We start from the raw sequence: 12,334 nt of genomic DNA, 5'->3' as shown, positions 1-12,334 counted from the left end.
AAAGATGCAAGCGGGATAAGCACCTTGATCTGTGTCAAGCTTGCACTCACGCGACCAGGCGATAGCCGCCGGATTCGGTGACCAGAAGCCGCGCGTTCGACGGATCGGGCTCGATCTTCTGGCGCAACCGGTAGATATGCGTCTCGAGCGTGTGGGTCGTCACACCGGCGTTGTAGCCCCAGACCTCGTGCAGCAGCACGTCGCGCGCGACCACGCCGTCGCTGGAACGATAGAGGAATTTCAGGATGTTGGTCTCTTTCTCGGTCAGCCGGATCTTGCGGTCTTCCTCGGTGATCAGCATCTTCATCGCCGGCTTGAACGTATAGGGGCCCAGCTGGAACACCGCGTCTTCGGATTGCTCGTGTTGGCGCAGCTGCGCGCGGATCCGCGCCAGCAGGACCGGGAACTTGAACGGTTTGGTCACGTAATCGTTGGCGCCGGCGTCCAGCCCCAGGATCGTGTCGGCGTCCCCGTCATGGCCGGTAAGCATGATGATCGGGCTCTTGACGCCCTGCTTGCGCATCAGGCGGCACAGCTCGCGCCCGTCGGTATCCGGCAGGCCGACATCGAGAATCACCAGGTCGTAAAGCGCCTCTTTCACGCGCTCCGCGGCGCTCTGGCCGTCGCTGGCCTCGAATACGTCGAAATCCTCGGTCATCAACAACTGTTCGCCCAGCGCCTCGCGCAGGTCCTCGTCATCGTCCACCAGCAGGATTTTCTTGAGTTGAGCCATCGTCCGTCTCCATCACGATTTCGTTTGATCTGTGGGCAACCGGCTGGCGGGGCAAGTTTTGCTGCAGCGCTTTCACGCCCTCGTGTCTCCCGCGGTCAAATTGTTTCACATTTCGACAGTCTGCGACTAGGAAAGGCGGGCACAACGCCGGAAGATCCCAGATGAGCCTGACCCCCGACATCACCGAGTTCCTGGCCCGCGCGCGGGCGGATCTGCGCATGGGGCTGCCGGTTGTGCTGGTCGGCGACAAAGGCGCCGGGCTGCTGATGCTGGCGGCTGAAACGATGGCGCCGGAGCGGCTGGCCGACCTGCGGGCACTGGGGGATGCGCCGGTGGTGGCGATCACCGCCCGGCGGGCCGAGACGCTCAAGGCGCGGGCCTATGACGGCGATCTGGCGCGCGTGATCATCCCGGCGGATGCGGATATCGGCTGGGTCCGGTCGGTCGGCGATCCGTCGGATGACCTGAACCGGCCGATGAAGGGCCCGCTGGAAACCCGGCGCGGCGGCGGCGCCAGCCTCTATCGGCTGGCCATTGCCCTGGCGAAATCCGCGCGCTTGCTGCCCGCGGCCGTGGCCATCGCGCTGGAGGATCCCCACGGATTCGCGGCGGCGCGCGGCCTCACGCGGATAGATCACGGCGGTGCGGCGCCGCACCTGACCGAGCGCAGCCCGCTGCACCCGGTGGTCAGCGCCCGCCTGCCGATGGAAGTGTCCGAGGCCGGCCGGCTGCATGTCTTTCGTCCCGAAGATGGCGGCGAGGAGCATTACGCCATCGAGATCGGCCGCCCGGATCGCGAGGCGCCGGTCCTGGCGCGGCTGCATTCGGCCTGTTTCACCGGCGACCTTCTGGGCAGCCTGAAATGCGACTGCGGCCCGCAATTGCGCGGGGCGCTGGCGCAGATGGGGACCGAAGGCGCGGGCGTCCTGCTCTATCTGAACCAGGAGGGGCGCGGGATCGGGCTGGCCAACAAGATGCGGGCCTATTCCCTGCAGGACCAGGGGTTCGACACGGTCGAGGCCAATCACCGGCTGGGGTTCGAAGATGACGAGCGGGATTTCCGCCTCGGATCGGACATCCTCAAATCGCTGGGGTTCAGCGCAGTGCGGCTTTTGACCAACAACCCCGCCAAGATCGCGATGATGGAAAGGACCGGTATTGCGGTGACCGAGCGGGTGCCGCTCAAGGTGGGCGAGACGGTGCATAACCGGGGCTACCTGGCGACAAAGGCGGCCAAGTCGGGCCACCTTCTGTGACACCGTTCGATCTGGTTCTGACCCGGCAGGGGGTCCGGTTCCGCGGGTGCCGCTTTCCCTGCGCGATCGGGCGGGGCGGTGTGTCGCGGGACAAGCGCGAGGGGGATGGGGCATCGCCCGCAGGCACCCATCGGATTGCCGGTATGCTCTACCGGGCCGACCGCATCGCGCGACCCGCAGAATGGGCGCAGCCGATCGGGCCGCGGGACCTGTGGTCGGACGACATGCGCGATGGGTGCTACAACCAACTGGTCCGCGCGCCGCACCGGTTCAGTCACGAGCGGTTGCGGCGGGCGGATCCGCTCTATGACCTGGTCCTGATCACGGACTGGAACTGGCCGGCTGCCACGCCGGGGCGCGGCTCGGCGATCTTTGTGCATCAATGGCGCAGGCGGGGCTATCCGACCGAGGGCTGCATCGCCTTTCGCCGCGACCACCTGCGATGGATCGCGGCGCGGATCGCACCCGGAACGCGGCTGATCATCCCGCCGCGCTGACCCGTTCCCCGAAAATCGCCGATCCGACCCGGACATGGGTGGCGCCCAGGGCAATGGCGGATTCGAAATCGCCGCTCATGCCCATCGACAGCCCGTCCAGCCCGTTGCGCGCCGCGATCTTGGCCAACAGCGCAAAATGCAGGCTGGGTTCCTCGTCGAGGGGCGGGATGCACATGAGCCCGCGCAACGGCAGATCGAGGCCCCGGCATTCGGCGATGAACTCGTCGGCCTCGGCCGGCAGGACGCCCGCCTTCTGGTCCTCCTCGCCGGTATTGACCTGAACGAACAGATCCGGGCAGCGGCCTTCTTCCTGCGCGAGGCGGGCGATCGTGCGCGCCAGCTTGGGCCGGTCGACCGAGTGGATCGCGTCGAACAGTTGCATGGCCTGGCGCGCCTTGTTGGTCTGAAGCGGTCCGATCAGGTGCAGGTCGATTCCGTCAAAACGGTCCTTGAAACCCGGCCATTTACCGGCGGCCTCCTGCACGCGGTTTTCCCCGAAAACCCGGTGGCCCTGTTCCAGCACCGCCTCGACGCGGTCGTCGGGTTGCAGTTTCGAAACAGCGATCAGGCGGACGGATCCGGTGTCGCGGCCCGCCTCCTTCTCGGCCCTGGCAATGCGGGTTCTGATGTCCTCGAGCGGCATGGCTGTCTCCAACTCCGGTCCGGGCGCAGAGAAACCGAAACCGGCGCAAAAGAAAAGGGCGGGTCCGAAGACCCGCCCAGAACTTTCACCGTCAGGTGAGGTTCAACTTAGAAGTTGAACTGCACACCCAGGTCGCCAACCATCTGGTCGACACCGGCGGTGTCGTTTTGGCCGATGCCGCCTCTCAGCGACACGCCGCCGCCGAGGTCCTGCACCACGCCCAGACCGAAGGACTGGGTGTCGTTGGTGGCCGAGCCGTCACCATAGGAGAACATGACGTCGGTGGCTGCGCCGACTTCGTAGTTGACCGACAGACCGTAGAAGGTGTCGAAGTTCGCGCCGGTCGGATCGAGATCCGAGCTTTCGTCGCCCACGAAGATCACACCGGTGAACGCGCCGAAGGTGGCGCTGGCGGTCAGGACCAGCATGTCGGAGCTGTCTGCACCGGCACCGATCGGATCGTTCTCCGAGTAGCCCAGAGCAACGGCCCAGTTGGCACCCGAGTACTGAGCGCTGATGCCGTACTGCTCACCTGCACCGGTTTCTTCCGGCGAGAAGGAGGCCGACACGGCGAAGTCGCCGAAGGCATACTGAGCGAACACGCCGTTCACGCCGGCGCCGGTCGAGCTGTAGGCGTCGAACGCATAGTCAACACCGGTGTACTGGCCGGTGAAGGCGCTCAGGCCCGGCTCGAAGCCGTAGTAGTTGGGCAGGTTGTCGATCACGCCGGCGATGTTGCCAACGTCAACGCGGAAGCCTTCGTACTGGGTGGTGAAGCGCGCGCCGTTCAGACCGGCGGTGCCGGCGGTGTTGAGAGCGCCATTGTCATCGGCCTGCATACGAACACGTGCCGAGAACTGCACGCCGCCATCGGTTTCGGCAGTGCCGTCGATGTTCAGGCGGAAGCGCGATTCCAGGAAGGTGTCCGAAGCGGTCGAACCAGCCGGCTGCTCCGCATAACGGAGACCAAAGCGGCCGTAGCCGCCGAACGTCACGTCTGCAGCTGCGACACCGGCGGTGGCGACCAGCGCAGTCGAAGCGAAGAGAATCTTTTTCATCGTTTTTCCCTCGGATTTCATTTCTTGCCTCAAGCGCAGCGCAGATCGAGCCCCGCCCTGAGCATGGGCATCGTGTCGCTCTTTTTGCCCCCTTTTCGCAAGCGCCCCGGCAACGGCGCGGGTATTTGTTCCCTCAAATGGTGCAAGGATGTCACAGTGATTTTGCCGAAGGGCCGCGAACCCCAGCAAACAAGCGCTTTTCCACGGGAATTACCTGCTTGTTGCATCGCTGCCGCTTGTCTAAAACTCCGACTGGAACCTGTCGGGTACGGATTGGAAGACGATGCGCAGAACAGTGAAATTTGGCCTCATCGCGTTGCTGTCGGTTCAGGTGGCCTGCAGCCCGGCGGCGACGAGCACCAACCGGGCCGGCGACCCGCGGCTGACCGGCGGCAACCCCGACGAGATCACCGATTTCGAGGGCCGCTCGACCATCTGGGATCTGTTCGGCCCCGACGACACAGAGAACAAGGTGGGCGTGAACAAGTATCTCTGGGCCGCCTCGCTGGATGTGCTCAGCTTCCTGCCGGTGCAGTCCGTCGATCCCTTTACCGGCGTCATCGTCACCGGATACGGAACGCCGCCGGGCGGCGGCCGCTCGTATCGCGCCACGGTGCACGTGCGTGATCCGGCGCTGGACGCGCGTTCGCTCAACGTGTCGCTGCAATCGCGCGGCGGGCCGGTCAGCCGCGACACCGCCCGCGCGGTCGAGGATGCGATTCTGTCGCGGGCGCGGCAGCTGCGTGTCGCCGACGGTAGTCTCTAGCAACCCGGGCCGATTGGCACTATCACCACGCCGGGCCCGCAGCCCGGCGTTTTCAGTCAGGAAGGATCGCAGCCGATGTCGCGTTATTCCGCCACCGAGATCGAAGCGAAATGGCAAAAGGCCTGGGACAAGGCCGGCGTCTTCGCGGCAACGCGCAGTGCGGACAAGCCGAAGTATTACGTGCTCGAGATGTTTCCCTATCCGTCGGGCCGCATCCATATCGGCCATGTGCGCAACTACACGATGGGCGACGTGATCGCGCGCTACAAGCGGTCCACCGGGCACAACGTGCTTCACCCGATGGGGTTCGACGCCTTCGGGATGCCGGCCGAGAACGCGGCGATGGCCAGCGGGGGCCACCCCAAGGACTGGACCTATGACAACATCCGCGAGATGGTCGCGCAGATGAAGCCGATGGGGTTTTCCATCGACTGGTCGCGCATGTTCGCCACCTGCGACCCCGACTATTACGGCCAGCAACAGGCGCTGTTCCTCGATTTCCTCGAAAAGGGCCTGGTCTATCGCAAGAACGCGGTGGTCAACTGGGATCCGGTGGACATGACCGTACTGGCCAACGAGCAGGTCATCGACGGCAAGGGCTGGCGATCCGGCGCCGAGGTCGAACGGCGCGAGCTGACGCAATGGTTCTTCCGCATCTCGGATTTTTCCGAGGAATTGCTGGATGCGCTGGACGGGCTCGAGAACTGGCCCGCAAAGGTGCGGCTGATGCAGGAGAACTGGATCGGCAAGAGCCGGGGTCTGCAATTCTCCTTCGACCGCACCGACGAGGGCGGCCCGATCGAGGTCTATACCACCCGCCCCGACACGCTGATGGGCGCAAGCTTCGTGGGCATCTCGCCCGATCATCCGATCGCGAAGGCGCTGGAGGCCGAGAATCCGCACATCGCCGATTTCGTCGCCCGATGCCGGCGCGGCGGCACCACCGAGGAGGCGCTGGAAAAGGCCGAGAAGCTGGGGCTGGACACCGGTATCCGGGTGAAACACCCGTTGAACCCCGATTGGGAACTGCCGGTCTGGATCGCCAATTTCATCCTGATGGATTACGGCACCGGCGCGATTTTCGGCTGTCCCGCGCATGACCAGCGAGACCTGGATTTCTGCCGCAAATACGACCTGCCGGTGATCGACACCTTCCTGGCGCTGGACGACCCGAAACCCGTCGAGAACGAGGCCTTTGTGCCGCCCAAGACCGAAAAGGTCCGTTGGATCAACCATTTCGCCGGTCTCGACGTGGCCACGGGGCAGGAGGCCATCGACGCCACCATCGACTTTGCCGAGGCCCAGGGCTGGGGCACGGGCGTCACCAGGTTCCGCCTGCGCGACTGGGGGCTGTCGCGCCAGCGCTACTGGGGCTGTCCGATTCCCGTCGTGCATTGCGATGCCTGCGGCGTGGTGCCCGAGAGGAAGGAAAACCTGCCGATCGAACTGCCCTATGACGAGGGCGGCAAGCCGATCGACTTCTCGGTCCCCGGAAACCCGCTCGACCGTCACCCCACGTGGCGCGACTGTGCCTGCCCGAATTGCGGCGGCGCGGCGCGGCGCGAGACCGACACGATGGACACCTTCGTCGATTCCTCGTGGTATTTCGTGCGCTTCACCGCGCCAAAGGCCGACACGCCCACCGACCTGACCGAGGCCGGGTACTGGATGAACGTGGATCAGTATATCGGCGGCATCGAACACGCGATCCTGCACCTGCTCTATTCGCGCTTCTTCGCCCGGGCGATGCATATCTGCGGCCACCTGCCCGAGAAGAGCATCGAGCCGTTCGACGCGCTGTTCACCCAAGGGATGGTGACGCACGCGATCTATGTCACCCGGGACGAGAACGACCGCCCCGTCTATCACTTTCCCGAGGATGTCGAGATCCACGAAAGCGGCGCGCGGCTGGGGGCGACCGGCGAAGAGGTCGAGATCATCCCCTCGGCCAAGATGTCGAAGTCGAAGAAGAACGTGGTGGACCCGGTGCAGATCATCCGCGATTTCGGTGCCGACACCGCGCGCTGGTTCGTTCTGTCCGACAGCCCGCCGGAGCGTGACGTCGAGTGGACCGCCGCCGGGGCCGAGGCCGCACACAAGCACCTGACGCGGGTCTGGAACCTGTGCGACCGGATTGCCGCGATGGATCCCGATGCCGGGGGCGACGGCGACGAGGCATTGCTGCGGGAAATGCACAAGGCCGTCCACGACGTGACCCTGGGCATCGAGAGCTTCGGGTTCAACGCCGCCATCGCGCGGCTCTATGCCTTTACCAACACGCTGTCGAAATCGCGCGCCGGCGCGGCCGCTCAGAAACGGGCGATCATGACGCTGGCGCAGCTGATGTCGCCGATGACCCCGCACCTGTCCGAGGATATCTGGGCGCGTCAGGGCGGCGAGGGGCTGATCGCCACGGCGCCCTGGCCGGTGGCCGATCCGGCCTATCTGGTGGATGACACGGTGACCCTGCCGATCCAGATCAACGGCAAGCGCCGGGCCGAAATCAGCGTGCCCAAGGACATGGACAAGGCCGAGGTTGAAAAAGCCGCGCTGGCGACAGATGCTGTCCAGCGTGCGCTGAATGGCGGCGCGCCCCGCAAGGTGATCGTTGTGCCCGGCCGGATCGTGAATGTCGTCGTGTGACCGCAGAGCCCTGCTGATGCTGCCGCTGGCGCTGGCCGCCTGCGGGTTTCAGCCGGTCTATGGCCCGGGTGGAACCGGCGCGGCGCTCTATGGGCGTGTCCGGGTTTCCGAGCCCAATGGTGTCGACAGCTACGTTCTGGTGCAGACCCTCGAAGAGCGCCTGGGCCGCAGCGCGGACCCCGCCTATGACCTGGGCGTTGCCTTGTCGCTTACGCAGCAGGGGCAGGTGATTACCGAGGACAACGCGACGACGCGCTATTCGATCGTCGGCACGGTGGACTATGTCCTGACCGAGATCGCCTCGGGTCGGGTCGCCGCCTCGGGCCGGGTCAACGAATTCACCAGCTATTCGGCTACCGGAAGCAGTGTCGAGACGGTTGCCAGTGAACGCGACGCAAGGCGGCGGCTGATGACCATTCTGGCCGATCAGGTCACGGCACAGCTCAACGCCACGGCGGACGTCCCGGCATGAAGCTGAGCCCGCGCGAGGCCGAGGGCTACTTCGCCAAGCCGGATGGCAGCAGGACCGGGTTGCTGATCTATGGCCCGGACGCAATGCGCGTGGCGCTCAAACGCCAGCAGGTGATCGCCGCCCTGCTGGGTCCGGGCGCCGAAGAGGAGATGCGGCTGACCCGGATGGCCGGTGGCGATCTGCGCGGCGATCCCGCGATGCTGCTGGACGCGGTCAAGGCCGTGGGGTTCTTTCCTGGCCCGCGCGCCGTACTGGTTGACGAGGCAGGCGACGCGGCCGCGCCGACGGTCCAGGCGGCGCTGGAGGCGTGGTTGCCCGGCGATGCGCAGATCATCGTGACCGCCGGACAGCTTCGCGCCGCGTCGAAACTGCGCAAGGCATTCGAGTCGCATGCCAACGCCTTTGCGGTTGGCATCTATGACGACCCGCCCTCGCGCGGCGAAATCGAGCGTTCCCTGTCGGATGCCGGGCTGCGCGACGTGCCGGGCGATGCCATGGCACAGCTTGCCGATCTGGCGCAGGAACTCGGGCCGGGGGATTTCGCCCGGATGCTCGAGAAGCTGGTGCTCTACAAGCGCGGCGATTCCGCGCCGCTCGGGCCCGAAGATGTGGACGCCGTTGCGCCGCGCTCGACCGAGGCGGCGCTGGACGATGTCCTGAACGTGGTGGCCGAAGGCCGGCAGGGCGAGATCGGCCCGCTGATCCGCCGGATGCTGGCCCAAGGGACCAACGCGGTCTCGCTGTGCATCGGGGCGACGCGGCATTTCCGGACGCTCTATGCCTGCGCGGCCGATCCCGGCGGCCCTGCGCAGGGCATTGGCCGGTTGCGGCCACCGGTCTATGGCAAACGGCGCGACCGGATTTTTCGGCAGGCGCAGGCTTGGGGGCCGAACCGGCTGGAAACCGCGCTGACGGTCCTGACCGACACCGACCTGCAGCTGCGATCGGCCGGCCAGACCGCGCCGGCGATGGCGCTGGTGGAGCGGGCGCTGATCCGGCTGGCGATGCTGGCGCGTCAGCGCTGAAGCGGACGCGCCGCGGCGTTCCGCTTGACCCGGCGGCGCCCCGCGACCGAACCTGACGACCGAACCGAAAAGGATCTCGCGCATGTATCACGTCTATGGCGTTCCGATGACCCGCACCTTCCGTGTGCTGTGGCTGCTCGAAGAACTGGGCGAGCCATATGAGGCCAGCCCGCTGCCGCCGCGCAGCCCCGAGATCAGGGCGCTGAACCCGACCGGAAAGGTGCCGGTCCTGCGCGACGGAGAGGCGGTGATCACCGACAGCACGGCGATCCTGACCTACCTGTCGGACAAGCATGGCCGGTTCACCCATCCGGCCGGCACACCCGCACGGGCGCATCAGGATTCGCTGACCCACCAGATACTCGACGAGCTGGACGCCACGCTTTGGACCGCCGCACGGCACTCCTTCATCCTCCCCGAGGAACAGCGTTGCCCCGAGGTCAAGGACAGCTTGAAATGGGAATTCGCCCGCAACCTCGATGTCATGGCGGACCGGATCGAGGGGCCTTTCCTGCAGGGCGAGGAGATGACCATCGCCGACATCATCCTGACGCATTGCCTGAACTGGGCGCGGGCCGCCAAGTTTCCCACCGGTGAGGCGGCGATTCTGGATTATGGCAAGCGGATGCGCGGACGCGACGCGTTCAAGCGGGTGGCGGCGGCCTCAGGCTGAGGCGGCGATCCGCGCCGCGGCGGCGCGTCCGGCCCAGCGTCCCGCGGCCAGGCAGCCGGTCAGCAGGTAGCCGCCGGTCGGCGCCTCCCAATCCAGCATCTCGCCGGCGCAATAGACGCCGGGAAGGTCCCTGAGCATCAATCCGGCGTCCAGCGCGGCCCGGGCGACCCCGCCGGCCGTCGAAATCGCCTCATCCATCGGGCGCAGCCCGGCGTGACGGATCGGCAGCGCCTTGAGCGCGAACGCCAGGTCGGAAGGATCGGCCGAACCCGTCTGCGCCATCTCGTGGATCAGCGCCACCTTGACCGGTGGCAGGCGCAGGCCGTTCCGCAACCGGCGGCTCACGCTGGCCTTGCGCTTCATCCCGGCCAGCCGGTCAACAAGCGCCTGCGTCGTGAGATCGGGCAGCAGGTCGACATGCAGCGGCGCACCTTCACGCAAAGCAGGTGTCAGCGCGTAGAGACCGCCGCCCTCCAGCCCGCGCGCGGACAGGATCGCCTCGCCGCGCGAGGTCAGGTCGCCAGCCGTCCAGGACACCGATTTCAGCGCCGCGCCGAAATGCGGTGTCATGTGCTCGGTCCAGTCCACGCAAAGCGCGGCATTGGCCGGGGCAAAAGGGGTCAGCGGAATGCCCCGGTCCGAAAGCGGACCAGTCCAGTGGCCATCCGCCCCCAGCCGCGCCCAGCTGGCGCCGCCCAGGGCCAGCACGGTGGCGTCCGGTGTCTCCTGACAGGACCCGTCGGGCGTGTCGAAGCTCAGAGCGTCCCCGTCCCACCCTGTCCAGCGCCAGCGCGTGCGGATCGTCACCCCAAGCCCATCGAGCCGCGCGAGCCAGGCGCGCAGGAGCGGCGAGGCCTTCATTGCGACGGGAAACACCCGCCCGGTGGTCCCGGTGAACACCTCCTGCCCCAGCCCGCGCGCCCAATCCTGCACCTCGCCCGCGTCGAACGCCGCCAGCATCGGGCGCAGCCACTCCGCCGACGGGCCGTAGGCGGCCAGCAACGTCTCGAACGGCTCGTCCTTGGTCAGGTTCAGCCCCGACTTCCCCGCCATCAACAGCTTGCGCGCGACCGAGGGCTTGGCCTCGGCCACCAGGACCTCCGCGCCCGCCCGCGCCAGCTCCTCTGCGGCCATCAGCCCGGCGGGCCCGGCTCCGATCACGACCGCTCGGCTCATCCCGGCCGGGTGTCCAGCGTGCCGGTCAGTTCCACCTTGCGATGCGGGTAGGGGATCTCGATGCCGTTGTCCTTCAATGCGTTCCAGATCAGGAACAGGATATCCGAGGTGAATTTGTTGGGTCCGTCATCCAGACCCTCGACCCAGAACTCGACCGCGAAGTCGACGCCGCTGTCGCCGAAGCCGCGCAGTTCGCAATCGGGCGGATAGGGCGCGTCCAGCACACGCGGATGGCTGGAGACGGCCGCCTCGATGATCGCCGGCACGGTGTTGATGTCGGTGTCATAGCTGACGGAAAACGGCGCCTCGTACCGGTTGGCCGAGCCGGAATCGGAGTAATTGACCACGCGCGTGGTGATAAAGTCCTCGTTCGGCACCACGATCCAGCGCCCGTCGAACGTCTCGAGAATCGCGGCCCGCGCGGTCATCTTGACGATGGTGCCGGCCTCGCCGCCGTCCAGTTCGACATAGTCGCCCACCGTGGCCTGCCCCTCGAGCAGCAGAATCAGGCCCGAGATGAAGTTCGATGCGATCTTCTGCAGGCCGAAGCCCAGCCCGACGCCGATGGCGCCGCCCAGAACCGCCAGCGAGGTCAGGTTGATGCCCATGATGTTCATCACCAGCAGGAACGCGACGCCGAAAATGGCGATCTCGACCGCCTTGGCCGTCAGCTCGCGCATCGCCGGGCGCATCTCTTGCTGGCCCTTGAGGAACTGCGCGGATTGTTCGTTGGACCAGCGACCCAGCCAGAAGATCACGCCGGCCACCACCAGGAACCGAAGCGCAAAGAGGACCGAGAACGACAGGTTGCCCAGCGGGATCACCGTCTCGTCCAGCTTGGTCATGGCCGGCTCAAGCAGGCCAACGACATAGAGCGCCGCGACCGGTATCAGGACGTAGCGGCCGAGCAGCTTGATCATCGGGTCCTGGATGATCTCGCGCACGAATATCCGCGCGGCCAGGAACAGGAACACCCGCTGGCCAAAGGCGATCACAGCGCCTGATCCAAAGATCTCGCGGGTGACGTTCTCGCCCAGCCCGGTCAGGCCGTAGGCCAGCAGCGGTGTCATCAGCGGCAGCAGGGCCAGAAGGAACCGGCGGATCTTGTCGAGCGGGCCCTCGCGCTCCTCTGGCGGGGCCAGATTGCGCGCCAGCCAGGGCCGGATCCGGCGGGACAGGAACAGCGCGATCAGGAAGGCCGCCAGCAACACCCCGAATTGCGACCAGGCCGCGGGGCTGAACAGCCAGCCCCGGGCGATCTCCAGCCCCTGTTCAGTATAGATACGCGCCAGTTCCAGAAGTTCCGGTCCGAATTCCATGCGACAACCCCTGTTCAACGCGCATCAGGTTTCGCATTCTCTTGACTTTGAGCGCCGCGAACTCAAGGGGAAA

At 66.3% G+C, this 12,334-nt stretch carries 12 protein-coding genes; 7 read left to right on the top strand and 5 right to left on the bottom strand.

The genetic code is table 11. From position 1 onward, the window contains the following. Positions 1 to 46: 46 nt before the first annotated feature. Positions 47 to 733 (bottom strand): response regulator transcription factor, encoded by a 687-nt coding sequence (locus BMX57_RS07760; RefSeq protein ID WP_092364682.1) that lies wholly within the window; start codon positions 731 to 733, stop codon positions 47 to 49. Between the two features lie 161 nt (positions 734 to 894). Between BMX57_RS07760 and ribA the strand changes: the two genes are divergently transcribed. Together ribA and BMX57_RS07750 are read left to right on the top strand one after the other, a co-directional pair. Beyond that, positions 895 to 1,989, top strand: coding sequence for a GTP cyclohydrolase II (gene ribA / locus BMX57_RS07755; protein ID WP_092364679.1), 1,095 nt, complete (start codon positions 895 to 897; stop codon positions 1,987 to 1,989). Continuing rightward, a complete protein-coding gene (locus BMX57_RS07750) occupies positions 1,986 to 2,486 on the top strand; it encodes a L,D-transpeptidase family protein (protein ID WP_092364676.1) in 501 nt (166 codons plus the stop codon). The genes ribA and BMX57_RS07750 overlap by 4 nt, the downstream gene beginning before the upstream one ends. Here BMX57_RS07750 and BMX57_RS07745 read toward each other — a convergent pair. Both BMX57_RS07745 and BMX57_RS07740 read right to left on the bottom strand, forming a co-directional pair. After that, positions 2,470 to 3,129, bottom strand: a complete 660-nt coding sequence (locus tag BMX57_RS07745; protein WP_092364673.1) for a YggS family pyridoxal phosphate-dependent enzyme — start codon at positions 3,127 to 3,129, stop codon at positions 2,470 to 2,472. The genes BMX57_RS07750 and BMX57_RS07745 overlap by 17 nt on opposite strands. 107 nt (positions 3,130 to 3,236) lie before the next feature. Beyond that, entirely contained in the window at positions 3,237 to 4,187 is a 951-nt protein-coding gene (locus BMX57_RS07740) for a porin (protein ID WP_092365513.1), read from the bottom strand. A gap of 283 nt (positions 4,188 to 4,470) precedes the next feature. On the opposite strand from BMX57_RS07740, the gene BMX57_RS07735 reads away from it, so the two are divergent. From BMX57_RS07735 to BMX57_RS07715, 5 genes are all read left to right on the top strand, one after another. Then, positions 4,471 to 4,953 carry a DUF3576 domain-containing protein gene (locus tag BMX57_RS07735; protein WP_092364670.1) on the top strand — a complete coding sequence of 161 codons (483 nt, stop codon included), beginning with the start codon at positions 4,471 to 4,473 and terminating at the stop codon, positions 4,951 to 4,953. Positions 4,954 to 5,028: 75 nt separating this feature from the next. After that, on the top strand, positions 5,029 to 7,596 hold the full coding sequence (gene leuS, locus BMX57_RS07730) for a leucine--tRNA ligase (protein ID WP_092364667.1): 2,568 nt from the start codon (positions 5,029 to 5,031) through the stop codon (positions 7,594 to 7,596). After that, positions 7,583 to 8,068 (top strand): LPS assembly lipoprotein LptE, encoded by a 486-nt coding sequence (gene lptE / locus BMX57_RS07725; RefSeq protein WP_092364664.1) that lies wholly within the window; start codon positions 7,583 to 7,585, stop codon positions 8,066 to 8,068. The genes leuS and lptE overlap by 14 nt, the downstream gene beginning before the upstream one ends. Then, a complete protein-coding gene (holA, locus tag BMX57_RS07720; protein ID WP_092364661.1) occupies positions 8,065 to 9,093 on the top strand; it encodes a DNA polymerase III subunit delta in 1,029 nt (342 codons plus the stop codon). Before lptE ends, holA begins: the two co-directional genes overlap by 4 nt. An 82-nt stretch (positions 9,094 to 9,175) precedes the next feature. Beyond that, complete coding sequence (locus BMX57_RS07715) at positions 9,176 to 9,766, top strand: glutathione S-transferase family protein (RefSeq protein ID WP_092364658.1); 591 nt, start codon at positions 9,176 to 9,178, stop codon at positions 9,764 to 9,766. Here BMX57_RS07715 and BMX57_RS07710 read toward each other — a convergent pair. Continuing rightward, positions 9,758 to 10,942 carry a TIGR03862 family flavoprotein gene (locus tag BMX57_RS07710; RefSeq protein ID WP_092364655.1) on the bottom strand — a complete coding sequence of 395 codons (1,185 nt, stop codon included), beginning with the start codon at positions 10,940 to 10,942 and terminating at the stop codon, positions 9,758 to 9,760. The genes BMX57_RS07715 and BMX57_RS07710 overlap by 9 nt on opposite strands. Then, entirely contained in the window at positions 10,939 to 12,261 is a 1,323-nt protein-coding gene (locus BMX57_RS07705) for a mechanosensitive ion channel family protein (protein WP_092364652.1), read from the bottom strand. The genes BMX57_RS07710 and BMX57_RS07705 overlap by 4 nt, the downstream gene beginning before the upstream one ends. Between the last annotated feature and the right edge of the window lie 73 nt (positions 12,262 to 12,334).

This window comes from Cribrihabitans marinus (assembly GCF_900109035.1).
Classification (GTDB): Bacteria; Pseudomonadota; Alphaproteobacteria; order Rhodobacterales; family Rhodobacteraceae; genus Cribrihabitans; species Cribrihabitans marinus.
Note: the sequence above shows the minus strand (reverse complement) of the source record. Positions and strands in the feature narration are given on the sequence as shown.

Bases quoted from the DNA above. Each gene is read 5' to 3' on its own strand.
- BMX57_RS07760 (WP_092364682.1), bottom strand. From the start codon at position 733: ATGGCTCAACTCAAGAAAATCCTGCTGGTGGACGATGACGAGGACCTG.
- ribA (WP_092364679.1), top strand. From the start codon at position 895: ATGAGCCTGACCCCCGACATCACCGAGTTCCTGGCCCGCGCGCGGGCG.
- BMX57_RS07745 (WP_092364673.1), bottom strand. From the start codon at position 3,129: ATGCCGCTCGAGGACATCAGAACCCGCATTGCCAGGGCCGAGAAGGAG.
- BMX57_RS07740 (WP_092365513.1), bottom strand. From the start codon at position 4,187: ATGAAAAAGATTCTCTTCGCTTCGACTGCGCTGGTCGCCACCGCCGGT.
- BMX57_RS07735 (WP_092364670.1), top strand. From the start codon at position 4,471: ATGCGCAGAACAGTGAAATTTGGCCTCATCGCGTTGCTGTCGGTTCAG.
- leuS (WP_092364667.1), top strand. From the start codon at position 5,029: ATGTCGCGTTATTCCGCCACCGAGATCGAAGCGAAATGGCAAAAGGCC.
- lptE (WP_092364664.1), top strand. From the start codon at position 7,583: ATGTCGTCGTGTGACCGCAGAGCCCTGCTGATGCTGCCGCTGGCGCTG.
- holA (WP_092364661.1), top strand. From the start codon at position 8,065: ATGAAGCTGAGCCCGCGCGAGGCCGAGGGCTACTTCGCCAAGCCGGAT.
- BMX57_RS07715 (WP_092364658.1), top strand. From the start codon at position 9,176: ATGTATCACGTCTATGGCGTTCCGATGACCCGCACCTTCCGTGTGCTG.
- BMX57_RS07710 (WP_092364655.1), bottom strand. From the start codon at position 10,942: ATGAGCCGAGCGGTCGTGATCGGAGCCGGGCCCGCCGGGCTGATGGCC.
- BMX57_RS07705 (WP_092364652.1), bottom strand. From the start codon at position 12,261: ATGGAATTCGGACCGGAACTTCTGGAACTGGCGCGTATCTATACTGAA.